Source organism: Mediterranea sp. ET5 (genome assembly GCF_023337025.1).
Lineage (GTDB): Bacteria > Bacteroidota > Bacteroidia > Bacteroidales > Bacteroidaceae > Phocaeicola_A.
This window is the reverse complement of record NZ_JAMBLN010000017.1, coordinates 37,755-61,970: the sequence shown is the minus strand read 5'-3', so window position 1 is coordinate 61,970 and position 24,216 is coordinate 37,755. Positions and strand designations below refer to the sequence as shown.

Annotated in this window: 22 protein-coding genes; 8 read left to right on the top strand and 14 right to left on the bottom strand. The window is 54.6% G+C overall.

Annotated elements, in window-relative coordinates:
• The first annotated feature begins 298 nt into the window (after nt 1–298).
• From M3087_RS10820 to M3087_RS10800, 5 genes are all read left to right on the top strand, one after another.
• Nucleotides 299–1,534: an efflux RND transporter periplasmic adaptor subunit gene (locus tag M3087_RS10820; protein ID WP_249095676.1), complete on the top strand. Its 1,236-nt coding sequence runs from the start codon at nt 299–301 to the stop codon at nt 1,532–1,534.
• 12 nt (nt 1,535–1,546) lie between these two features.
• Nucleotides 1,547–4,693, top strand: a complete 3,147-nt coding sequence (locus M3087_RS10815; RefSeq protein WP_249095674.1) for an efflux RND transporter permease subunit — start codon at nt 1,547–1,549, stop codon at nt 4,691–4,693.
• 5 nt (nt 4,694–4,698) lie between these two features.
• Complete coding sequence (locus M3087_RS10810) at nt 4,699–6,078, top strand: efflux transporter outer membrane subunit (protein WP_249095672.1); 1,380 nt, start codon at nt 4,699–4,701, stop codon at nt 6,076–6,078.
• A gap of 83 nt (nt 6,079–6,161) precedes the next feature.
• Complete coding sequence (locus M3087_RS10805; RefSeq protein WP_249095704.1) at nt 6,162–6,971, top strand: UDP-2,3-diacylglucosamine diphosphatase; 810 nt, start codon at nt 6,162–6,164, stop codon at nt 6,969–6,971.
• A complete protein-coding gene (locus tag M3087_RS10800) occupies nt 6,968–8,089 on the top strand; it encodes a glycosyltransferase family protein (protein ID WP_106484313.1) in 1,122 nt (373 codons plus the stop codon). Before M3087_RS10805 ends, M3087_RS10800 begins: the two co-directional genes overlap by 4 nt.
• Nucleotides 8,090–8,228: 139 nt before the next feature.
• On the opposite strand, the gene M3087_RS10795 is transcribed toward M3087_RS10800, so the two are convergent.
• The 9 genes from M3087_RS10795 to M3087_RS10755 form a co-directional block, all read right to left on the bottom strand.
• Nucleotides 8,229–8,993: a UDP-2,3-diacylglucosamine diphosphatase gene (locus tag M3087_RS10795; protein WP_022385688.1), complete on the bottom strand. Its 765-nt coding sequence runs from the start codon at nt 8,991–8,993 to the stop codon at nt 8,229–8,231.
• A gap of 46 nt (nt 8,994–9,039) precedes the next feature.
• Entirely contained in the window at nt 9,040–9,360 is a 321-nt protein-coding gene (locus M3087_RS10790; RefSeq protein ID WP_022385687.1) for a metal-sulfur cluster assembly factor, read from the bottom strand.
• 187 nt (nt 9,361–9,547) lie between these two features.
• On the bottom strand, nt 9,548–10,639 hold the full coding sequence (locus tag M3087_RS10785) for a hypothetical protein (protein WP_249095670.1): 1,092 nt from the start codon (nt 10,637–10,639) through the stop codon (nt 9,548–9,550).
• Nucleotides 10,640–10,788: 149 nt separating this feature from the next.
• A complete protein-coding gene (locus M3087_RS10780) occupies nt 10,789–11,241 on the bottom strand; it encodes a hypothetical protein (protein WP_249095669.1) in 453 nt (150 codons plus the stop codon).
• 13 nt (nt 11,242–11,254) lie between these two features.
• A complete protein-coding gene (locus tag M3087_RS10775) occupies nt 11,255–11,488 on the bottom strand; it encodes a hypothetical protein (RefSeq protein WP_249095667.1) in 234 nt (77 codons plus the stop codon).
• 170 nt (nt 11,489–11,658) lie between these two features.
• Nucleotides 11,659–12,501: a S1 RNA-binding domain-containing protein gene (locus tag M3087_RS10770; protein WP_249095664.1), complete on the bottom strand. Its 843-nt coding sequence runs from the start codon at nt 12,499–12,501 to the stop codon at nt 11,659–11,661.
• Nucleotides 12,502–12,557: 56 nt separating this feature from the next.
• Nucleotides 12,558–13,211, bottom strand: coding sequence for an ABC transporter ATP-binding protein (locus tag M3087_RS10765; protein ID WP_022385682.1), 654 nt, complete (start codon nt 13,209–13,211; stop codon nt 12,558–12,560).
• Complete coding sequence (locus M3087_RS10760) at nt 13,208–13,933, bottom strand: ThiF family adenylyltransferase (protein ID WP_249095662.1); 726 nt, start codon at nt 13,931–13,933, stop codon at nt 13,208–13,210. The genes M3087_RS10765 and M3087_RS10760 overlap by 4 nt, the downstream gene beginning before the upstream one ends.
• A 2-nt stretch (nt 13,934–13,935) precedes the next feature.
• On the bottom strand, nt 13,936–16,068 hold the full coding sequence (locus M3087_RS10755; RefSeq protein ID WP_022385680.1) for a cation:proton antiporter: 2,133 nt from the start codon (nt 16,066–16,068) through the stop codon (nt 13,936–13,938).
• Between the two features lie 208 nt (nt 16,069–16,276).
• Here M3087_RS10755 and M3087_RS10750 point away from each other — a divergent pair, with 208 nt between their 5' ends.
• Nucleotides 16,277–17,287, top strand: a complete 1,011-nt coding sequence (locus M3087_RS10750) for an aspartate-semialdehyde dehydrogenase (protein ID WP_022385678.1) — start codon at nt 16,277–16,279, stop codon at nt 17,285–17,287.
• Between the two features lie 171 nt (nt 17,288–17,458).
• Here the strand turns inward: M3087_RS10750 and M3087_RS10745 are convergent, their stop codons facing one another.
• The 5 genes from M3087_RS10745 to xerD form a co-directional block, all read right to left on the bottom strand.
• Entirely contained in the window at nt 17,459–17,680 is a 222-nt protein-coding gene (locus M3087_RS10745) for a DUF2795 domain-containing protein (RefSeq protein WP_022385660.1), read from the bottom strand.
• A gap of 54 nt (nt 17,681–17,734) precedes the next feature.
• Nucleotides 17,735–18,301, bottom strand: coding sequence for a cob(I)yrinic acid a,c-diamide adenosyltransferase (locus M3087_RS10740; RefSeq protein ID WP_106484320.1), 567 nt, complete (start codon nt 18,299–18,301; stop codon nt 17,735–17,737).
• Between the two features lie 92 nt (nt 18,302–18,393).
• A complete protein-coding gene (locus M3087_RS10735) occupies nt 18,394–19,014 on the bottom strand; it encodes a hypothetical protein (RefSeq protein ID WP_249095660.1) in 621 nt (206 codons plus the stop codon).
• A 126-nt stretch (nt 19,015–19,140) separates the two neighbouring features.
• Entirely contained in the window at nt 19,141–20,844 is a 1,704-nt protein-coding gene (locus tag M3087_RS10730) for a tetratricopeptide repeat protein (RefSeq protein ID WP_022385657.1), read from the bottom strand.
• A gap of 400 nt (nt 20,845–21,244) precedes the next feature.
• Complete coding sequence (xerD, locus tag M3087_RS10725) at nt 21,245–22,204, bottom strand: site-specific tyrosine recombinase XerD (RefSeq protein WP_249095657.1); 960 nt, start codon at nt 22,202–22,204, stop codon at nt 21,245–21,247.
• A 70-nt stretch (nt 22,205–22,274) separates the two neighbouring features.
• On the opposite strand from xerD, the gene aroQ reads away from it, so the two are divergent.
• Complete coding sequence (aroQ, locus tag M3087_RS10720; RefSeq protein WP_249095655.1) at nt 22,275–22,706, top strand: type II 3-dehydroquinate dehydratase; 432 nt, start codon at nt 22,275–22,277, stop codon at nt 22,704–22,706.
• A 30-nt stretch (nt 22,707–22,736) separates the two neighbouring features.
• The gene (gene pyk, locus M3087_RS10715; RefSeq protein ID WP_106484323.1) at nt 22,737–24,209 is read left to right on the top strand and encodes a pyruvate kinase; all 1,473 of its coding nucleotides are present in this window, start codon (nt 22,737–22,739) and stop codon (nt 24,207–24,209) included.
• Nucleotides 24,210–24,216 lie beyond the last annotated feature (7 nt).

Below are 24,216 nucleotides of genomic sequence, written 5' to 3'. Positions count from 1 at the left end.
AACACGTATGTTTCGTCCGTCGGACAATTATGTTTACCGGGAGAAAGGCAGGATAACGCAGGCTGTCTCCTGTGTACTTGTGGAATATTTCTACAATTGTCTCATCCAATATTCCACACATCATGGCGGCGCATGAAGATTGTGCCCATGAAGTCTCCGAGAAATGCTTGTTGGATAAGTTTGGCATGTGAATTGTATATTTTTATAGGATAACACTCCTTTGCATGAATGGAAAAGGACTATCTTTGTAAACATTGTGTGAATACATGCAACTAATATCTAAATCAACATCTGTGGTATGAGACGATTTCTAAGAAGTAAAGAACTAAACATCTCTAGGAGGAAAATTACCTACACTTTTGTAGCGTTGGTCGTGTTGGCTGTAGCCATCTGGGTACTGACTCACCGTACGACTGCCGAGCCGGATGTGCCGGTGGTGGCAACCGTACCTGTAGCGCAGGAGGATGTGAACATCTACGGGGAATACGTGGGGCGCATCCGGGCGCAACAGTTCGTGGAGATACGTGCCCGTGTGGAAGGCTTCCTGGAAGAGATGCTCTTTGAGGAAGGAACCTATGTGGCAAAGAATCAGGTCCTGTTTGTCATCAACCAGGAGCAATACCGCGCCAAGGCGGACAAGGCACGTGCGCAGCTTAAGAAAGACGAGGCGCAGGAACGGAAGGCACAGCGGGACCTGGAGCGTATCCGTCCGCTGTATGCACAGAACGCCGCCAGCCAGCTGGACCTGGACAATGCCGTGGCTGCCTATGAGAGTGCCGTGGCGTCGGTGGCAATGAGTGAGGCCGACCTCTTCCAGGCGGAGCAGGAGCTGGGATACACCATCGTCCGTTCCCCCATCTCGGGCAACATCAGTGAGAGGCTGGTCGACCTGGGTACGTTGGTGGGGACAGGCGGCAAGTCGCTCCTGGCAACCATCGTAAAGAGCGACACGGTGTTGGTGGATTTCAGCATGACTGCACTCGACTACCTCAAGAGCCGCGAGCGGAACGTCAATCTCGGGCAGAAGGACTCCACCCGCTCCTGGCAACCCTATATCACCGTAACGTTGGCGGACAACACCGAATACCCTTACCGCGGTCTCGTGGACTTTGCCGAGCCGCAGGTAGACCCGCACACGGGGACCTTCTCCGTGCGTGCCGAGATGCCCAATCCCGAGCGGGTGCTGTTGCCGGGACAGTTCACGAAGGTCCGTCTGTTGCTGGACGTCATGGAGGATGCCCTCGTCGTACCACAGAAGGCTGTCATCATCGAGAAGGGCGGTGCCTACATCTATGTCGTGCGTAAGGATTCCGTGGCGGAGCGCCGCTTTGTGGAGCTGGGACCGGAACAGGGCAATTTCGTTGTCGTGGAACGCGGACTGGCTGCCGGCGAGCAGATTGTCGCCGAAGGATACCACAAGCTGACGCCGGGCATCAAGGTGCGTGTGGACAACAGCAACCTGACTCTGCCTGCCGACAGCATACCGGCACCGGCTGTGGCAACTCCCGACTCCCTCTCACAACCTAACGCCTAAATCTCCGTCCGTATGAAAGTGAATTTCTTCATAGACCGTCCCATCTTCTCGACGGTCATCTCGATTGTGATTGTCATTGTGGGCATCATCGGACTGACGATGCTCCCCATAGACCAATATCCGCAGATTACCCCTCCGGTGGTGAAAATCAGTGCATCTTATCCCGGGGCGAGCGCGACGACTGTTTCACAGGCTGTGGCGACCCCCATTGAACAGGAGTTGAACGGTACGCCGGGGATGCTCTATATGGAGTCGACCAGCTCCAACTCCGGAGGCTTTTCGGCTACGGTTACCTTCGACATCTCTGCCGACCCCGACTTGTCGGCAGTGGAGATACAGAACCGTCTGAAGCTGGCAGAGTCGCGTCTGCCTGCCGAAGTCATCCAGAACGGAATCTCGGTGGAGAAGCAGGCTGCCAGTCAGCTGATGACCATCTGTCTGACGTCGACCGACCCGAAGTTCGACGAAATCTACCTGAGCAACTTCGCCACCATCAACGTGCTTGACTTCCTGCGGCGCATCCCCGGTGTGGGACGTGTGTCGAACATCGGCAGCCGTTACTACGCCATGCAGATATGGGTGCAGCCGGACAAGATGGCGAACTTCGGACTGACCGTGCAGGACTTGCAGAACGCGCTGAAGGACCAGAACCGCGAGTCGGCTGCCGGTGTCCTGGGACAGCAGCCGGTGACGGGGGTGGACGTGACCATCCCGATTACCACCCAGGGACGTCTCTCGACCGTCAGTCAGTTTGAAGACATCGTGGTGCGGGCAAATCCGGACGGGTCCATCATCCGTCTGCGCGACGTGGCACGGGTCTCCCTGGAAGCCTCCTCCTATAATACGGAGAGTGGCATCAACGGGGGCAATGCTGCCGTGCTGGGTGTCTACATGCTGCCCGGGGCCAATGCCATGGAGGTGGCGGAGAACGTGAAGAAGGCGATGGAGGACATCAGCCGGAACTTCCCCGAAGGGCTGACCTACGAGATTCCCTTTGACATGACCACCTACATCTCCGAGTCCATCCACGAAGTCTACAAGACGCTGTTCGAGGCATTGTTCCTGGTGATTGTCGTCGTGTTCCTCTCCTTGCAGAGCTGGCGTGCCACACTCATCCCGGTGGTGGCTGTGCCCATCTCGCTCATCGGAACATTCGGCTTCATGCTCATCTTCGGTTTCTCGCTGAACATCCTGACGCTGCTCGGGTTGATTCTCGCCATCGGTATCGTGGTCGACGACGCCATTGTCGTGGTCGAGAACGTGGAGCGCATCATGGAGGAAGAGAGGCTGGGTGCCTACGAGGCGACCAAGAAAGCCATGGACGGACTGACGGGCGCACTGATTGCCACGTCGCTGGTGCTGGCTGCCGTCTTTGTGCCTGTCAGCTTCCTGCCGGGCATCACGGGACAGCTCTATCGTCAGTTCACGGTCACCATTGTCGTGTCGGTGCTCATCTCGACCATTGTGGCGCTGACGCTGAGTCCGGTCATGTGCTCGCTCATCCTGAAGCCCGGCTCCGGAAAGAAGAAGAACATCGTCTTCCGTTACATCAACTACTGGTTGCGGAAGGGCAACACGAAATACATTGCGGTCATAACCCGGCTCATCGCCCATCCCCGTCGGGTGATGAGTGTCTTCGGTATGGTGCTGATTGCCATCCTGCTCCTGCACCGGTTCATCCCCACGAGCTTCCTTCCGACGGAGGACCAGGGCTACTTCAAGGTTGAGCTGGAGTTGCCCGAGGGGGCAACGCTGGAGCGGACACGCATCGTGACCGAACGCGCCATCGACTACCTGATGACGCAGCCCGAAGTGGAGTACGTGCAGAACGTGACGGGTACCAGTCCGCGGGTCGGAAGCAACCAGGGACGCAGCGAGCTGACCGTCATCCTGAAACCCTGGAAGGAGCGCGACAACACGACCATTGACGGCGTCATGGAACGGGTGCGCAAGGAGCTGAGCCGTTATCCGGAGAGCAAGGTCTACCTGTCCACGCCTCCGGTGATTCCCGGACTGGGTAGCTCCGGCGGCTTCGAGATGCAGCTGGAGGCACGCGGCGATGCCACGTTCGACAACCTGGTGCAGGCGGTGGACACCTTATTATACTATGCCGCACAGCGCAAGGAGCTGACGGGGCTGTCGTCCTCGTTGCAGGCGGAGATTCCCCAGCTCTATTTCGATGTCGACCGTGACCGGGTGAAGTTTGCCGGCGTCCCCTTGTCCGATGTCTTCTCCACGATGAAGGCATATACGGGGTCGGTCTATGTGAACGACTTCAACATGTTCAACCGCATCTACCGTGTCTATATACAGGCGGAAGCTTCGTACCGCGGGCACAAGGACAACCTGAACCTCTTCTTCGTGCGGGGTACCGACGGAGCGATGATTCCGCTGACAGCTCTCGGTACGGCGTCCTACACGACCGGACCGGGCAGCATCAAGCGCTTCAACATGTTTACCACCTCCATCATCCGGGGAGGGGCTGCCGAAGGCTACAGCTCCGGACAGGCGATGGAAATCATGGAGGAGATAGCCCGCGAACATCTGCCCGACAACATCGGTGTAGAGTGGAGCGGCTTGTCCTATCAGGAGAAGCAGGCAGGCGGACAGACGGGACTCGTGCTGGCACTGGTGTTCCTGTTCGTCTTTCTCTTCCTCGCCGCGCTCTATGAGAGCTGGATGATTCCTGCCGCCGTGCTCCTCTCGCTGCCTGTGGCGGCGTTGGGTGCCTACCTGGGGGTGTGGGCATGCGGACTGGAGAACGATGTCTACTTCCAGATCGGACTGGTGATGCTCGTCGGTCTTGCTGCCAAGAACGCCATTCTCATCGTGGAGTTTGCCAAGGAGCAGGTTGACAGCGGCGTCGGCACGCTGGAAGCAGCCCTTCACGCGTCGCAGATGCGTTTCCGCCCCATCCTGATGACCTCCCTCGCCTTCATCCTCGGCATGCTGCCGATGGTCATAGCTTCCGGTCCGGGAGCGGCGAGCCGGCAAGCCATCGGTACGGGTGTGTTCTTCGGCATGATTTGTGCCGTCATCTTCGGCATCATCCTCGTGCCCTTCTTCTTCGTATACATCTACAAGGCGAAAGGGAAGCTGAAAGGGAAGCTGGCAGACCGCCGTGCCGGCAAGGAGACTGTAAACGAACCGTTAAAGTAACCATCATGAAGCGTTTTATGAAGCATATCCTCACATACATACTGTTCTTGGGCGTGTGTCTGACCTCGTGTCAGCTCGGCAAGCACTACACGCGCCCCGATTTGCACCTGCCCGAGCGGCTCGACAGCATGGCGACGGACACGATGTCCATTGCCGACTTCCGCTGGTGGGAGATTTACACCGACACCACCCTCCAGACACTCATCCGCCAGACCCTGGAGCATAACAAAGACATGCTGACGGCGGCGGCACGCCTGAAGGAGATGGCTGCCCAGAAGCGCATAGCCTATGCCAACCTCTTTCCCGAGGTGAAGGGGCAGCTGTATACGGACAAGGAAGCAGAGAACTACGGGGGCGACAGCTATGAGTCTGTCCCGGAGTATTCCGCCAAGTTCATTGCCTCCTGGGAGCTGGACTTGTGGGGCAACCTGCGTTGGGTGAAGGACCGGAGCATGGCACAGTTCCTGCAGGCGGTGGAGAACCAGCGTGCCCTCCGGATGACACTGGTGGCACAGGTGGCGCAGGCGTACTTCGAGCTGGTGGCACTCGACAACGAGCTTGCCATTGTGAAGCAGACCTTGCGTGCCCGTCAGGAGAGCGTCCACCTGGCAGAGCTGCGCTTCAACGGCGGACTCACGTCGGAGACTGCCTACCAGCAGGCACAGGTGGAACTGGCGCGGACGGCGACGCTCGTGCCTGACCTGGAGCGTGCCATCGCGTTGAAGGAGAACGATATCAGCTTCCTCGCCGGGCGTTATCCCTCGACGGTGGAACGCTCGCACCATCCGCAGGACATCCGCCTGCCCGAGACGTTGCCTGCGGGACTGCCGTCGTCGTTGCTGGAGAGACGGCCGGATGTCCGTGCTGCCGAGGAGGCACTGATTGCTGCCAATGCCGAGGTGGGCATTGCCTACACCAACCTCTTCCCGCGCATCACGCTGACTGCCCATTACGGATTGGAGAGCGAGGAGTTCCGGGACTTCCTGCATTCGCCCTACCACTTTCTGAGTGCCAACCTGCTGACGCCGCTCTTTGCCATGGGCAAGAACCGCGCGGCGCTCAAAGCGAAGAAGGCTGCCTGCGAACAGGCGGCTTACCAGTATGAGAAGGCTGTCCTCTCGGCATTCAAGGATGCCCGCAATGCCATCGTGGAGTTCAATAAGATTCAGGACATCTACGATGCCCAGCTGGAGCTGGAACAGGCAGCACGCAAGAGCATCGACCTGACCCGTACGCAGTATCTCAATGGATACATCAGTTACCTCGACATGCTTGACGCCCAGCGTACCTATCTCGACGCACAGATTGCCCTGAGCAACGCCGTCCGCGACAAGCAGATCGCCCTCGTCCAGCTCTACAAGGCATTGGGTGGCGGATGGGAATGAGCCGGAAATGTAACCTGTCCTACATCCTGTCGTAACAGGGAGTGTCTACCTTCGTGCAGTGAACAAAGGCAGACACATCCATGATGTATTTACGCAGACATTACCGCACCGTTGTCCTCTCGGACATTCACCTGGGAACTTCCCACTCCAAAGTCGAGGAGGTCAGCCGTTTCCTGAGCAGCATCGACTGCGAACGGCTCATCCTCAACGGCGACATCATCGACGGCTGGCACATCCGCAAGAACGGGACGCGCCGCTGGCAACCCGCACATACCCGCTTCTTCAAGATTCTCATGAAGATGATGGAGAACTGCGGGACCGAAATCATTTACGTCCGTGGAAACCACGACGACTTTCTCGATGCCCTGGCACCGATGGACTTTGCCAACCTGCACCTGGTGAAGGAATACACCTTCGACGGTGCCAACGGCAAACGTTACTTCGTCACTCACGGCGATATCTTCGATCGTGTGACTACCCGCATGACATGGCTGGCACAGCTGGGCGACATGGGTTACACCTTCCTGCTGTGGTTCAACGGCATCTACAACCGCTACCGTGCCTACCGGGGAAAGCCCTACTACTCCCTGTCGCAACGCGTGAAGCAGAAGGTCAAGACCGCCGTGTCCTACATCTCCGACTTCGAACATACACTGGCAGAGTTCGCCCGTTCGCGCAAGTGCGACGGCATCATCTGCGGACACATACACCATCCCGAGAATACTTTCTACGGACAGACCCACTATCTCAACTCCGGCGATTGGGTAGAAACGATGTCGGCTCTTACCGAAAGCAAAGAGGGCGACTGGAACATCGTCTACTACGCCGAAGTTGAGTTTGAAAACGGGTCGTCCGATCTGAATCTTGTACCCACCATCGCACCCGCCTCATGAAATACCTGTTCATTGTCCAGGGCGAGGGCAGGGGACACCTGACCCAAGCCATCGCGCTCGAAGAAATCCTGCGCAACAGCGGCCACGAGGTGGTCGAAGTCCTTGTCGGCAAAAGCCGCTCCCGACGTCTTCCGTCCTTCTTCAGCCGCCACATCCATGCTCCCGTCCACCGTTTCGAGAGCCCCAATTTCCTACCGACGGCTTCCAACAAGCGCAACCGGCTGGGACGCAGCGTTGCCTACAACGTGGCACGTCTGCCCGTCTACCTGCGCAGCATGCGTTTCATCCGCGAGCATATCGTCCGTAGTGGTGCGGACATGGTCATCAACTTCTACGAGCTGCTGACGGGGCTGACCTATGCGCTCTACCCTATCCGGACACCGCAAATCTGCATCGGACACCAGTACCTCTTCCTGCACAAGGACTTCCATCTGCCCTGGAAGAATGCACCGCGACTGTGGTTGCTGAACTTCTTCACCCGTCTGACCTGTGTGGGTGCACGGAAGAAGCTGGCACTCTCGTTCCGTCCGATGGAGGAGGATGCGCACGGAGGCATCCGTGTGGTCCCGCCCCTGTTGAGGAAAGAAGTACTGCGGAGTGAATCTGTACCAGGCGACTACGTGCACGGCTACATGGTCAATTCCGGCTTTGCCGAGAGTGTCACTGCATGGCATGCCGCGCATCCGGAGGTGCCGCTCCGCTTCTTTTGGGACAAGAAGGGAGAGACGGACGTACGTCGTGTTGACTCCACCCTGAGCTTCTATCCTCTCGACGACACCGAGTTCCTCCGTCAGATGAGCGGTTGCCGCGCCTATGCCAGCACGGCAGGCTTTGAATCCATCTGCGAGGCCATGTTCCTGGGCAAGCCTGTCCTGATGGTGCCCGCACACATCGAGCAGGACTGCAACGCCTTCGATGCCGCTTCCAATGGCGCCGGTATCGTGGCGGACCGCTTCGAGCTGGACCGTCTGCTCGACTTTGCCGACCGCTATGAGCCCGATCCGTCGTTCCGCATCTGGGTGGAGAGTGCTCCCTACATCATCCGCCATGCGCTTGACCCCGATGTATACAGACGTCCGTCCGCCGACCACATGTACATGGTGGAGGAGTTCACATAATATGGAAATGGGGGATTCCCCTGGGGTTGTCCGGACCTTCTTCCGGACAAATACAAATGCTTGGAGGGTGCATCGCTCAAATTACGATACACCCTCTCGTTGGCATCGGCATGTCCGTCCGTGAAGGAGTGCCTCCCGGTTACAGCCTCGTTTCCCCTTCCACGTAGTTCTCCAGGAAGATGTGCTCCCCGTCGTAGACCGCGTAGGTGAAGGTAGTAATCCAGTCGCCGAGGATGAGGACGCGCGTGTTGCGGTTCAGCATCAGGTCCAGCTCGATGTGCCGGTGTCCGTAGATGAAGAAGTTGATGTCGGGATGGAGCTTGAGGTACTCTTTGGAATAGAGCACGAGGTGTTCGCGGTCTTCACCCATGTAGTCGGGTTCCTTGCCGCCTGCACGCTTCATGCGGCTGTGCTTCGCCCAGGTCAGACCGAGCTCAACGCTCCAGCGTGGGTGCAAGGCAGAGAAGAGGCACTGCAGGGTGTGGCTGTGGAAGAGCGTGCGGAGCAGCTTGAACTTCTTGTCCGGGTCGCCCAGCCCGTCTCCGTGGGCAAGGTAGAACAGCTTCCCGTAAATCTCACAGGTGATAGGGGCGCGATGGAGCACCACGCCGCATTCCTTCTCCAGATAGTCTCCGCACCACAGGTCATGATTGCCCGTGAAGTAGTGCACCTCTACGCCACGGTCCGTCAGTTCCGACAGTTTCCCGAGGAAGCGCGTATAGCCCTTGGGAACCACCGTCTTGAACTCATACCAGAAGTCGAACATGTCTCCCAGCAGGTAGACGGCAGCAGCCTTGTCTTTGATTTGGTCGAGGAAATTCACCAGCCGGCGTTCCTGCGTGCGGCTGTGGGCGATGGCACGCGAGCCGAGGTGTGCGTCTGAAAGGAAATAGATGTTCTTCATAACCGGGCAATGTTTAGAGGTGAGGTGAATGTGTACACGGCGGTTGTTACAGGAAGCCCAGCTCCAACTTGGCTTCTTCGCTCATCATGTCCTTGTTCCATTCCGGTTCAAAGACGAGGTTGATGGTGGCGCTCTTCACGCCTTCCACCGACTCCACCTTCATCCGGACGTCCTCCATGATGAAGTCCGCGGCGGGGCAGTTGGGGGCAGTGAGTGTCATGTCAATCAGTGTGGTGCCGTCGTCCTGCACGTCGACTTTGTATACCAGTCCCAGGTCGTAGATGTTCACCGGGATTTCCGGGTCATAGACGGTCCTGAGCATCTTGATGATATTTTCTTCAATGGCTAGTTTGTTGTTTGCATCCATAGTGTCACAGTTTATACTGCAAATGTAAGCGATAATTTCGAAATCCGTGGCTTCTTCTCCCGAAAGTTGAGTGTGGACAGGTCTGTACCTGTCACGAGGATATGAAAAAGGCACAGGGCAGTTCCCCTTTTCGTGCAGGGGATGCTCTGTGCCTGGAAGGCTGGTGTGGCGGTTCGTGTCCGGTTGGTCAGACGCGGAAGGTATTCCGTTCTGCAGCCTGACGATCTCTGCCCGGGCGTTCACTCGGACGTGGACGATTGGTGGGGCGGACAGCCGGGCGTTCGTTCCGTGAGGGGCGTACGGCAGGACGTTCAGGTCTTGACGGACGTTCGTTGCGGCTCGGCATCACGTTGGGGCGTTGTGGACGTTCCACCCGTGAAGGTCGTTCGTTCTTATCGGGTCTTTGCGGACGCTCGATGCGTGAGGGGCGGACAGCGGGTCTGTCGTTACGGTCAGGTCTGGACGGGCGTTCGATGCTGACGGGTCTTGACGGTCGTTCGTCCCGTGAGGGCCTGATGTTCGGACGGTCGTTGTGACCGGGCCTTGACGGACGCTCGACTTGTGAGGGTCTCCGTCCCGGACGGTCATTGTAGCCGGGTCTTGTCGGCCGGTTCTCATGCGGTGGACGGATACCAGGACGGTCAGGACGATGACCGATGCCAGGCCGATGGTCGACGATGGGGCGTGGCGGACGTCCGGCAATGCCGGGACCGAAGTCATGCCGCCGGTAGTAGTCGTAATGGGAGTGTCGGGTCGGACGTGTCCAGATGCCCGTATAGCGCGGGTGGTGATAACGGTTGCAGTAGTATCCGTGTGCGAAGTGTGCCCGGCTATGGATGCCCACATAGGTCAGAAAGTTCAGCGGAGCAGCAAAATAGAAGAACGTCGGGTCGTCATATACCGCATAGATGCGCAGGCGACAGCTGCGGTCGTTGACGTACAGCGGACGGTAGAAGTAGTCGCGGTTCATGAAGCGTTCGAACTGGCTGCGGGTGAGCACATAGCTCAGGTCGTCGTTGCGCAGGTCGAGATTCTTGTAATATTCGTCGATGGCATAGCTGTATCCGGCAGCGAGGTCGTCGGCAACGTAGCGTACCCGGTCGAAGAAGTCAAAGTTGATTTCGTAGACGTCGGTGATTTGCATGCTGCTCAGTCGCAGTTCATACGCCATGCGGTCGGTCATGAAGCGTGCACTGTTGCGCACCTCCGTCGTGCTCAGCATGGCAAAGCTTGCCACGGTGCACAGGCAGAAAGCCACCATCAGGACGATTCTCTTCATACATTTCATAGCTTTTATGTTTAGAGTTTGACATCAGTTGTTGGTTCTGTGGGCAAAGATAGGCGTAGGGATTTCCCCGTCCAACAGTTTTTCCCTATAATCCCGTAGGGAAATCCCTTTTGCTCCTTTGGCATCCCGGACTTCCAGCTTCAAGGTTCCTGCAAGAGTTGATTGCCCCGGGCAGGCATCAGGCGTCCGTTGTTCAGTCTCACCATCCCGTTTGCCGGTACGCCCCACACAAAGTTACCTTCAGGGGTACGGAAGTATCCGGCTTGTATGGTAGAGTCGTTCCTCAGTCCCTTTTTCCAGGGTGAGTCATCGAGGTAGGAGTCGAAGCTGTTGACCTTCCCGTCGACAAACGTGATGCAATAGACAGATGGTCTGGTGGAACCTGCGCTGTTCCGATATTCCCATTCTTCCCGGTTACCATCGAAGCGGCGGTAGTCCGGTTTCCCCAGCAGGCTGATGATTTCAGTCTCACTCATGCCGCTGCGGATGTCCATCAGGTGTTTGTGAAGCGTCCCAAAGCTGTAAGAGGCAGGTATGCAGCTGCCGAGGACAAGGCCGCATGCTAGACAAAGGAGTACAATCGTTTTTTTCATAGTTAATGGATGTTTAGTCGATGTTCAAGTGGATGCCTATCCCCGGAGTGTCCATGCCGAAGCGGTATGGCGGACGGTCCGGTTCTTTGTGTGGACGGGACGGACGGGGCTTTTTCGGATGAGGACGGTGTGCGTGTGGAGGCGGTCCGGCAGGTTCGTCATACAGACCCAGGTACGTGTGCGGCATGCAGGAGGAGAGGAGTCCGCCCAGGCATGCGATAAGGAGTAAGTGTAAATAGCGTTTCATAAGGCAAGTGCTTTTTAGGTTTATCTCTACCGCAAAGGTATGCGGAGGAAATCACACTTGCACGGGGATTTTTCCTATCGTTGGGTAGGAAAGTCCCTATAAATGCAGATGCTCCTTCCGGTGCCACACACGCAGCATGCACACCGGAAGGAGCATTCATTGTCCGTATGTCAATCGTCTATCGAAGCGCGCAGACCGTCTTCCTCGATGAGGATGAGCCGTTTCCGGTACAGTTCGCCGACAGCCTTCTTGAAGGTCTTCTTGCTCACGCCGAAGGTCGCATAAATCTCCTCCGCGGGACTCTTGTCGTTGAAGGGGGTGAAGCCACCGTTGCGGTCGATATACGCCAGCAGCGTGTCGGCAAAGTCGTCCACCTTGCGGGCGCCTCCCCGTTGCAGCTCCAGGTCAATCTTCCCGTCGGGGCGTACCTGTTTGACGTATGCCTCCAGCTTCATGCCCGGTTCCAGCGTGCGGAACACCTCGTTGGCATAGAGCAGTCCACTGAAGCGGTTGTCCACAATCGCCTTGTATCCCAGCTCCGTCCGTTGCCAGATGAGGAGGTCCACCGGGTCGCCTGCCTTGTAGGGCGGCTTGTCTTTGGACAGGTAGCGTTCCACTTTGGCGGACGCCATGATGCGGAAGCTGTCTTCGTCGATGTGTACGTGGACGACGTAGCGCCGCCCCTTCTGCATCTTCATCTTCTGTTCGCGGAAGGGGACGAAGAGGTCCTTCATCAGTCCCCAGTTGAGGAATGCTCCGTATTCGTTGGTCCATGCCACTTCCAGGCAGGCGAAGTCGCCCACCTGTGCATACGGGGTCTGTGTGGTTGCCACGAGGCGCTCTTCGTTGTCGAGGTAGATGAATACGTTGAGCAGGTCGCCCGGCTTGCATCCGTCAGGGACATAACGTGCGGGGAGCAGGATTTCGCCGTCGTCGTCTCCGTCGAGGTAGACACCGAAGTCCACTTCCTTGACGACGGGCAACTGATTATATTTTCCTAATTGTACGTGCATTTGGTAAGGATGTTAGGTGATTCATTACTTGTGTTTCGTCTTGTCGGGTGCGACGCTCATCCGACGACCCGTCCGTCCTGCAGGTGGATGGTGCGGTCGGTGAGGGAGGACAGCGTCTCGTCGTGCGTCACGATGACAAATGTCTGTCCGAAGGTGTCGCGCAGGTGGAAAAAGAGCTGGTGCAGCTCCGCCTTGTTCTGCGTGTCGAGGCTGCCCGAAGGCTCGTCGGCAAGCACCACGTCCGGATGATTGACCAGGGCGCGTGCCACGGCTACCCGCTGTTTTTCTCCACCCGAGAGCTCGTTGGGCTTGTGCGACGCACGCTCCTCCAGCCCCATGAAGCGGAGTAGTTCGCGGGCACGGGTCTCCGCCTCTTTCTGTCCCTTCCCGGCGATGTAGGCAGGGATGAGTATGTTCTCCATCGCCGTGAATTCAGGCAGCAGCTGGTGGAATTGGAAGACGAAGCCGATGTGCAGGTTGCGGAAGCGTGCCAGTTCCTTCTCCTTCAGTCGTCCCACGTCGATGCCGTCAATGGCGACCGTGCCTTCGTCGGGTTTGTCGAGTGTGCCCATGATTTGCAGCAGGGTGGTCTTTCCCGCCCCGCTCGGTCCCACGATACTCACAATCTCGTTGCGTCCGATGTCGAGGTCGATGCCCTTCAACACCTGGAGCGAGCCGAAGCTCTTGGTGATTCCTCGGAGTTCTATCATAGATGTTCGATTACGTATTGTGCCAGGTAACAGCCGAAGACGGCAGGCATGTAGCTCACCGTTCCGGCAGTCGATTTCTTGTTTCGTTCGTTGTCGATGAGGAGCACGGCGTGCGGGTCTGCCTGTTCGGTGCTGAACACCACGGGCAGCTTCCGTTTCGGTCCCATCTTCTGGAGGCGTTTGCGCACCGCCTTGCTCAGTCCGCAGTGGTACGTCTCCCACAGGTCGGCAAAGCGCACCTTCGTCAGGTCACGTTTGGCTCCAGCACCCATGCTCGACACGATGGGGATGCGCCGTTGCCATGCCTCACTGATGAGGTGGCACTTTGGGCTGATGGTGTCGATGGCGTCGACGATGAAGTCGAAGCGGGCACTGTCGAGCAGTTCGGGGATGCTCCCGTCCTTCAGGTATTCGGCACGGACGGTCAGTTCCAGCTCCGGGTTGATGTCGCGGAAGCGTTCCGCCAGGATGGCGACTTTCGGTTTTCCCAGCGTGGAGTGCAGGGCAGGCAGCTGGCGGTTGATGTTCGACGGTTGTACGGTGTCGGCATCCACTAGCGTCAGGTGTCCCACGCCGGCACGGCAGAGCATTTCTGCCGCATAGGCGCCCACTCCGCCCGTCCCGACGATGAGCACGTGGGAGCGGCGCAAGTGTGTCAGGCGTTCTTCGCCCAGCAGCAGAGCTGTGCGTTCCAGCCAGGAAGGGGTATGTGTCAGTTCCATTGTTACGATTCGGATTTAAACCATTTGTAGAGATACTTGCTCACCGTCTCGTACGCTTTCGAGTCCACCGTCTGGTGCGGTTCGGAGAAGCTGACGAGGTCCTGCGGGTCGCCCAGCTGGTCGGGGTAGATGACCATCAGGCTGTTGTTCGCAAAGTAGCGTGAGATTTGCAGGGGCAGCTTTTCGAACGACGGTTGGTAGGAGATGGAGCCTTTGCGGGCGGACACCACGACGAACAGGTGGTCGTAGTTCACCTGCCCGGTGAGTAGCAGCAGGTCTTCCCAGTCATCCAGCTCCGTATATTCGGCGTTGGCATTCTGTTGTTCCACCAGGTGGCGGAGGAACCCCAGGGTCTGAGGGGTGGCGAAGAAGTGGACACGGCAGCCCAGTGTTTTGCTCAGACGGCAGACCTGTCCCACCCATTTCGGGAAGCCCACTTCGTATTCTGCCTGCATGGGCACGGCCACGACGATGCGGCGGAGTGTATTGGCAGGCATGAGTAGCTTCATGATCATCACTTCGCGGTGGGTGCCCTTCAGCAGACTCTCCGTGAGGTTACCGAAGAAAGAGTCCATGATGTTTGTCTTGCGGTGCAACCCGATGACGAGGTCGGTGATGGCATGCTCCTTGGCTGCATGGATGATGCCCTGTGCCACGTTGATGTCGTAGCGCAGCACGGTCTGTATGTCCGTACCGGCCGCTGAGGCAATCCGGGATGTCTGTTCCAGGTCTTTTCGTGCCTTGAGTTCCTTCGCTTCGGATGCCGTGCTGTCGTTGACCACGCTCAGGGCAACCAGCCCTTTGTTCTGCTTGGGATTCCGTATCATGAGTGCGATGTCCATCAGTCCCTGGATGGTCTCCGGGTTGTAGATGGAGATCAGGATACGCTCGTCGCGCTTCTCTTTCTCGTCCGTCACTTGCCCCTCATGTTCTTCGGTAACCAGACAACGGGCCGCATTCTCGGTGATGAACGCACTCACCGTGCAGCTGACGATGATGAGCAGAATGGCACCGTTGAACACATCCTCGTTGAGGAGGCGGCTCCCGTCGGGCAGGATAATGTTGTAGCCTACCGTGACGGCAGCCAGTGTCGCTGCGGCACGTGCATTGCTGAGGCCGTACATGAGCCGGCGCTCCACCTTGCGCATGCGGAATATCTTCTGTGTGGCCCATGCCGCCAGCCATTTTCCCACCAGGGACACGGCGACCATGATGCCTGCTACCTTCAGTGCATACAGGTGATTGAAGAGGGAGGTGACGTTGATGAGCATGCCGATGCCGATGAGGAAGTAAGGGATGAACAGGGCGTTACCTACGAACTCCAGATGGTTCATCAGCGGCGAGACGTGGGGGATGAGGCGGTTCAGCAACAAGCCCACCAGGAAGGCGCCCAGGATGCCCTCCATGCCAATGAAGGCCATGACTCCGGCTCCCAGGAATACCATGGAAAGGACGAAGATGTATTGCAGGACGGGGTCGCTGTAGCGTCGGAAGAACCACCTTGCCACACGGGGGAAGAGGAAGGTGATGACAATGGCGGCCACGATGAATTTCAGTATCAGCCATACCCAGAACAGGTTGGGCGTGTTCTCCCGGAACGAACCGGCGGTGATGGCGAGCACGAGCAGCGTCAGGGTGTCGGTGATTGCCGTACCGCCCACAGCAATACCCACGGCGCGTTGTTTGGAGAGTCCGTACCGGATGGCGATGGGGTAGGTGACCAGCGTATGGCTGGCGTAAAGACAGGCGAGCAGGATGCCGGACATCAGCCCGTATTCCAGCAGCGTCAGGTTGGCCCAGACGCCGATGCACAGTGGAAAGAGAAAGGCGAGCACTCCCAGGACGGTCGCCTTCACACGGATGCTCTTGAAGTCCTCCATGTTCATCTCCAGACCGGCAAGGAACATGATGTAGAACAGCCCGACTTCGCCGAACAGTTCAAAACTGCTGTCGCGTTCCAGGATGTGGAAACCATGTTCGCCGATGAGGGCACCTGCCAGAATCATGCCGATGATGTGAGGCACATGCAGGCGCTCCAGAATGATGGGAGCCAGCAGGATGATGACCAGCACAAGGAAGAAGATCCACGTGGGGTCAGTGATGGGGAAATATCCGGCGTTCAAGAGAGTCAACATAGCTAATCTGTCCGTGAATTCTTGCGCAAAATAAATAAAAAGAATCCAATTTATACCGCCGTATCTGCCAAAATGTTATACTTTTGCACCCGATAAAAGAGATATTTATCCGAAATTACGCTTCCGGTTGACGAGTTGACAAGCAGACAGGTCATCAAACCGGACCCATTATTAACTTTATTCACTAACTAAGACAGATTCAAGAACGATGAAAGTAGCTATTGTTGGCGCGAGTGGAGCCGTAGGTCAAGAGTTCCTCCGCGTACTCGAAGAGAGAAATTTTCCAATCGATGAATTGGTATTGTTCGGTTCTTCCCGCAGTGCAGGCACGAAATATGCCTTCCGCGGTAAAGAGTATGAAGTAAAACTTCTTCAACATAACGATGACTTCAAGGGAGTGGATATCGCTTTCACCTCAGCCGGAGCCGGCACGTCGAAGGAATATGCTGAGACCATCACGAAGTATGGTGCGGTGATGATTGACAATTCGAGTGCCTTCCGTATGGATGAGGATGTGCCTCTGGTTGTGCCCGAGGTGAATGCGGAAGATGCGCTGGTACGTCCGCGCGGCATCATCGCCAACCCCAACTGTACGACCATCCAGATGGTGGTAGCCCTGAAGGCCATCGAGAAACTTTCACACATCAAACGCGTGCATGTGGCGACCTATCAGGCTGCCAGCGGTGCAGGTGCCGCTGCCATGGCGGAGTTGCACGAGCAGTATCGCCAAATTCTTGCCGGTGAACCTGTCACGGTGGAGAAGTTTGCCTATCAGCTTGCCTACAACGTCATCCCGCAGATTGATGTCTTCATGGACAATGGATATACGAAGGAGGAGATGAAGATGTTCAACGAGACACGCAAGATCATGCACTCCGACGTGAAGACCAGTGCCACTTGTGTGCGTGTGCCTGCCCTCCGTTCTCACTCCGAGAGCATCTGGGTGGAGACTGAACGTCCGATTTCCGTTGAGGAAGCTCGCAAGGCATTTGCCGAAGGGGAAGGCCTCGTGCTGATGGACGAACCCGAGAAGAAGGTTTATCCCATGCCGCTCTTCCTTGCCGGTAAAGACCCTGTTTACGTGGGACGTATCCGCAAGGACCTGACCGACGAGAACGGACTCACCTTCTGGATTGTGGGCGACCAGATTAAGAAGGGGGCTGCCCTGAATGCCGTACAGATTGCCGAATACCTCATCAAGGTGGGAAATTTGAAATAGGAACATTCTGAAAAGAATAGCGAAAAAGCCAACTAATTCAGCCTTAAAGCATTGCGAATTAGTTGGCTTTTTGTATCTTTAGGTTTTGAAGAGCCATAAAACACAGCGAGACAAACAAATGAACTTTGTTTATCTCGCTGGAATTTCCTTGTTTAATCTATTGGAAGGAGCTTAGTACTCGTCCTCGTTGAAGAAAAAGTCTTCTTTGCTTGGATAGTCGGGCCAAATATCTTCAATGCTTTCATATATTTCGCCTTCGTCTTCCATTTCCTGCAAATTTTCAATTACCTCAAGAGGTGCTCCCGAACGCATCGCATAATCAATCAACTCATCTTTTGTCGCCGGCCAAGGAGCATCTTCCAATTTAGATGCCAATTCTAGTGTCCAATACATAGCTATCTTTTTTAATAGAGTTCGTAATGCGGCGCAAAAATATAATAAATATTATCACTCACAAGATTTTTGCCAAATAATTTCATGTCCTCCTGTTAAATTGTTCAATTTGCGGGAGAAGACAAATAAGTAATCTGACAGGCGGTTGATGTAGGCCGTCAATAACGGGTCTACTTCAACTCCGGACTCTATCAGGGCCAGGATGCGGCGTTCTGCACGACGGCATACCGTGCGGCAGACATGCGCGACGGCTGCCCCTTGTGAACCTCCGGGAAGGATGAAAGCTTGTAAGGCAGGCAATCCGTCTTCCGCTGCATCGATGGCGTGTTCCATCTTTTCTACGTCGGCTTCACGCACCACACACTGGGGATGCACCTCCTTCTGTTCCTGATCGGTCGCCAGGTAAGAACCTACGGCAAAGAGTTTGTGTTGAACCGACAGCAGGAATTTGCGGTCGGCTTCATCGGTCACGTAGGTCACCAGTAGACCGATGTTTGAATTGAGTTCGTCGACTGTGCCATAAGCTTCCAGACGCGGATGCGTCTTTGACACCCTGATTCCTCCCACGAGACTGGTCGTTCCTTTGTCGCCGGTCTTCGTATACACCATGCTTTTCTTCATATTTCTTTTGTTTTTTGACAGAAGTTGTGCCAGACGTCCAAATTCTGTCAGTTTATTGATTTTCAACTCTCATATAGTGAACGCAAATGCCTTCAGCAATAGGTTATCCGGTAGTTGCGGCGTGGATGATTGCGGTCAAAAAACACCAATCCGATGTCGTAGAGGTCTACTGTGAACCCGGTACGTTCGTCATGCTCTACCGCTTTCCACCACATCCGTCGGTCTTTATCTGCATGGATGGATAGAATGATGAAGACCGAATGTTCTCCGGTGAGTGGTAAAGCTGCCTCAAATGCTTCCCTGAAAGCGTTGGTGCTGGAAATGAACAGAAAGTCCAGTTGCCGGCTGTTCCCCAAAGTCTGTTTCAGCTCCTCGGTTGAGAACCCACGACCGTCGGGTATATTCCTGCAAACAGCATCCTTCCGTGCCAGGGACATGCTTTTCAAGCTCCTCCCGTCACTGTCTCCTGTTTCGATGATGCTGTCGGGAAGGAAACGGTTGACCAGACGGAAGAGCAGCCGGTTGATTTTGAATGAACCGGAGGAGTATGGAGACTCACCGGGCAGTTGGCCGATGGCTTCGTATGCATAATAGGGGAGCCGTTCACGGAACACGTCGGTCAGCAATGCATATATATAAGGTGAATGAACGCCAAAACCCAGGCTTTGGCGCAAGCGGCAGACAGAAGCGAATATTTTGCGTAAGGATGTCATGATGTTTCTTTTACCGGAAGCACGGAACAGATAAAAAGTCACCTTGCCCGGTTCGCAAACATAACAAAAAAAGCGCTGTACCGCAACGGGCACAACGCTTTTCTTTATCGAATGTCAAACAATGACTTATTTCACGATGCTTTGGAACTCAGAGTTGGTTACATATTTAGCAAACTCAAGGTCAGTTGCAGCCTTCTTTGCCAAAGATGCATCTTTTGAAACGGCAGTCTTCAGGTTGCTGATTACCATGGCTGCATTGTTGGTGCGTGCACCGAGGATAGCCGACAGGTAAGCTGTGTAGGCGTCGGGGTTCTTCACACCTTCAAGTGTAGACTTGGCACGGTTGTAATCCTTTGTCAGGATTTGAGCCAATGCAGCACTGTTGGTCTTCACGTCGCCGAATGAAGTTACGGCTCTGTCATATTGACCGGCAGCAATGTAGTAGTTACCGAAAGCTTCGTCGAGACCGGCAGCACCGGCAGCCTTGCCAAGATAAGTCTCAGCGGCAGCCTTGTCACCTTTGATCAAGGAGATCAAGCCGAGGTTGGCGTTGGCTTCAGCTGCAGAAGCGTTCTTTTGGAGAGCGGTCTTGAAGTAGTTTTCAGCTTCATCAAACTTACCTGCCTGGTAAGCCAGCTCACCCAAGTTGTTGTAAGCACGGTAGTCTGCAGGGAAACGGTCGGTTGTAGTCTTGTAGATAGCTTCTTTTTCAGCAGCGCTGTCTACCAATGTGGCAGCATAGAGAAGTTCCTCTACGCTGAGTACTTGCGGTTCGCTCTTGAACGCAGCCAGAATTTCATCATCTGAACGGCCAATCAATTGGTAGTTCAAGGTCAGGCGTGCACGACGCAGTTGCGGGAGGATCTCATCAGCCAGGTTCTTGAATACAGAAGAGATGTTCTTGATTTCAGCCTCGCGTTGTTCGGGGTCTTGATACATGGAGAGCACGCGCAAGATAAGGTCCTTATCCTGGATGTTTGATTTGGAAACCAATTCCTGGAAGCCTTCCCAGTCTTGTGCGGTGTATTTGGCGTCAACGTTGGTTTCAATCTTTTCTTTCTTCAACTGTTTGTTGAGGTAGTTCTCGGTGTTCTTCTGACGTTGAGCAGCCAGTTTGTCGTTCAGTTCCAGACCACCATCAGGTGAAGCATAAGCAGAGATTTCGATGTTTTCCATCAATTTGCCCTTTTGGTCTTCCTTGACGTTCTTCAGCATTTCGTTGAAAGCTTTCAGAGAGTCGGACTTCAACTCGCTGGCACGCAGGTTGGCCTGTTGGATCAAGAACATGATGTTGGCATTCTTGGCTTGTTTGATGACACGTTGGAAAGCGTCTTCACCGTTGGTCGTGTTGGCGTTTGCCAAAGTGTTCTTCACCAGTTCGGAAGTTGCAATCACACCGTCAGCGATTTTCACTGCCGGGATGGTCACGGTCTTTTTGCCTACTTTGGCATCAAACTCCAGATAGAGTTCCGATTTAGCCATTTCAGGCACATAGTCGAAAGAAGTCTGCATGGTGTAGTTTCCACCGGCTTTGTAGTAAATGGTCTGGTCGTTGCCTTTTACTTTCTCACCTTGGAAGGTGGCAGGTTGTCCTTTGGCTTCACCACCATCCCAGCGGAGTACCGGAGTTACTGTTACGACAGCTTTTTTCTTAAAATACTTTTCGGGGAATTTACCATTGATGGTCACATCCACTTTACCTCCGACAGCCTCTAGTACTTGAGGAGTCGTCGTGAAATAGTCAGATGACAATTCACCCATTTTGCCGCTACATGAAGAGAGCGCAAAAACCAATACCATTAGAAATGGCAAATAGAGTTTTTTAATCATAACACGTTAAACTTAGTTATTTAGATAATAGTCTTACATAAAGTAGTGCAAAGATATAAAATCCGTGTTCGATAGAACAAAAGAGACTTAATTTTTTTACTTCAATCTTTATTTTGTGGTATAAGGAATCTTAAAATGCGTCTTTTTTCCTTTAGTTTATGTTCAAAGCGGCTTGATGTCGTCACTTTTAGGGTACTTTGGAGAAAACTGAAGTCCGGTATTTGGAGGTCTCAAAGGAGTCTTTTCGCCTGATTTTTACTGACGGCAATAGCTCCCATTTGTTTTGAAGGCCCTGATTTTGTTCGCCTTTTTTACAATCTCCGGTCTGTCTGTTCCCGAAGTCTCCGGTGATGGCGGAGGTTCTGTCGTTTGTCCGGGGATTTTCTTGGAAGAAAGTGCGTCAGGGGTGTTCGTTTTCATCGTTGTTCTTTCGGAGGTTACGGGGGTGATGCTCAAGGATTGCTTCGCGAAGCATGCTGCGGTCGATGTGCGTGTAGATTTCCGTAGTGCCTATGGATTCGTGTCCCAGCATCATTTGGATGGCACGCAAGTTGGCTCCACCTTCCAGCAGATGGGTGGCGAAAGAATGGCGGAAGGTATGGGGGCTGACCGTCTTGTGTATGCCTGCCTCTTCCACCAGCAGTTTGATGAAGTGAAACACCGTGATGCGTGAAAGCTTTGTGCCACGGCGGAAACTCAGGAAGACAACGTCTTCGTGTCCGGGCTTGATATTGTCCATTGCCGAACGTTGTTCCAGGTAGAGTTGCAGCTCATTGATGGCTCGTTGGGAAATGGGAACCAGACGCTGCTTGCTCCCCTTTCCTTCCACGCGCAGAAAGCCTTCGTCAAAATAGAGGTCTGAAAGGCGGAGAGAGCAGACTTCCGAGACCCGGAGCCCGCAGCTGTAGAGTGTCTCGATGAGGGCACGGTCGCGCTGGCCTTCCGTCTTTGACAAGTCGATGGCGCCCTGGATGCGATCAATCTCTTCCACCGTCAGCACGTCGGGCAGGTGCATGCCCAGTTGAGGAGATTCGAGCAGGGTGGTCGGGTCATCGTCTATGTAGTCTTCCAGAACGAGGAAACGGTAGAAGGAGCGGATGCCTGAGAGGATGCGTGCCTGTGAACGTGGATGGATGCCGATGTCTTTCAGTCCGGCAGCAAAATGATGGAGGTCTTCGAGGGTGACGTCGAACACATGGATATCTTCTAAAGTCAGATAGGACAGGAGCTTGTCCAAGTCGGTCAGATAGGCTTCTATGGTGTTTGCCGACAATGATTTTTCAAGTTGCAGATACTGTTTATATTTCCTAATGAGGAGGTTGTTTTGCTCCTTCTTATCGATTTTTTCCTTGCATTCCATTTCTTTTTCCTAACTTTGTACCCAAATTTTCTTCTGCAAAAATAGAACAAAACTCCAAAGTAGACAGGCAATGAAAATACAAATTATCAACGGCCCTAACATAAATTTATTGGGCAAACGCGAGCCTTCCATCTACGGCGCGGTTTCGTTTGATACTTATTTGGAACAACTACGCCAACGCTACCCCGACATCGAGTTGGACTATTACCAATCGAATGTGGAAGGGGAACTCATCAACAAACTTCATGAAACGGGTTTCGATTATGACGGTATTGTGCTCAATGCCGGCGCTTATACCCATACATCGATTGCATTGCAGGACGCCATTCGCGCCATTACGGCACCGGTGGTGGAGGTACATATATCTAATGTACACCGTCGGGAAGAGTTCCGCCACAAGTCGATGATATCCTGTGCTTGCCTCGGAGTCATCTGTGGCTTCGGGCTCAATTCCTACCGGCTTGCCATTGAGGCGTTGCTGGATGCCTGCCCGACAAAATGAATCTATAAAAACGAGATATACGAAAAACCTATGATGCTAAAAAAGACCAAAATCGTAGCGTCAATTTCCGATTTGCGCTGCGAGGAAGATTTTATCAGAGACTTGTTTAACGCCGGCATGAATGTCGTCCGTATGAATACGGCACATGCCAGCCGCGAAGGATTCGAAAAGCTGATCGCCAATGTGCGGAAGGTTTCGAACCGAATCGCCATATTGATGGATACCAAAGGCCCGGAAGTGCGTACGACCGACCTTGCCGGGGGAGAACCCATTGCCTTTACAACGGGTGACCGGGTAAAAGTGACCGGTAATCCGGGTAAGGAGACGAACCGTGAATGTATCTCCGTGTCCTATACTAACTTCGTGCATGACTTGAATGTCGGAGAGACCATCCTGATTGACGATGGTGACCTGGAACTTTCGGTGATTGCAAAGGACGAAGCTGCCAATGAGCTGACTTGCGAGGTGAAGAATGAGGCAACCTTGGGCAACCACAAGAGTGTCAATGTTCCCGGTGTCCGCATCAACCTGCCTTCGCTCACGGAGAAGGACCGCAACAACATCCTCTATGCCATCGAGAAAGATATAGACTTCATTGCCCACTCTTTTGTGCGCAACAAGCAGGATGTGCTCGATATCCGCAAGATTCTGCACGAGCACAACAGCCGCATCAAAATCATTGCCAAAATCGAGAATCAGGAAGGTGTGGACAACATCGACGAAATCATCGAGGTGGCTGACGGTATCATGGTGGCACGTGGCGACCTGGGTATCGAGGTTCCGCAAGAACGCATACCGGGTATCCAGCGTGTATTGATCCGGAAGTGTGTCATGGCACGTAAGCCGGTCATCGTCGCTACCCAGATGCTTCATACGATGATCAAGAATCCGCGTCCGACCCGTGCTGAAGTGACGGACATTGCCAATGCCATCTATTATCGTACGGATGCCCTGATGCTGAGTGGAGAGACTGCCTATGGCAAATATCCGGTGGAGGCGGTGAAGACCATGGCGAAGATTGCCGCACAGGCTGAAATAGACAAACTCTCGGAAAACGATATCCCCATTCCGCTTGAAGATAACTGCGATGTGACCGAGTTCCTCGCCAAGCAGGCTGTCAAGGCTACGGAGAAAATGAACATCGGTGCCATCATCACCGATAGTTTCAGTGGATATACGGCACGTAACCTGGCTGCCTTCCGTGGTAAGAATCCGGTGCTTGCCATCTGCTACAATGAGAAGACCATGCGTCACCTGGCATTGTCCTATGGAGTGGAGGCCATCTACATGCCGGAACAGCCCAACGGACAGGCATACTATTTTGCCGCGTTGCACAAGCTGTTGCAGGATGGTGTCATCCGTGAAAATGAAATGGTGGCTTACCTCAGCGGTGGCAAGCAGGGCACTCATACCTCTTACCTGGAAATCAACCAGGTGGGTGACGTGCTGAAGTATGCCGAGGACGACGAATACATCCTTCCGAACCGGAACAGATATCTGTAAAGTAAAT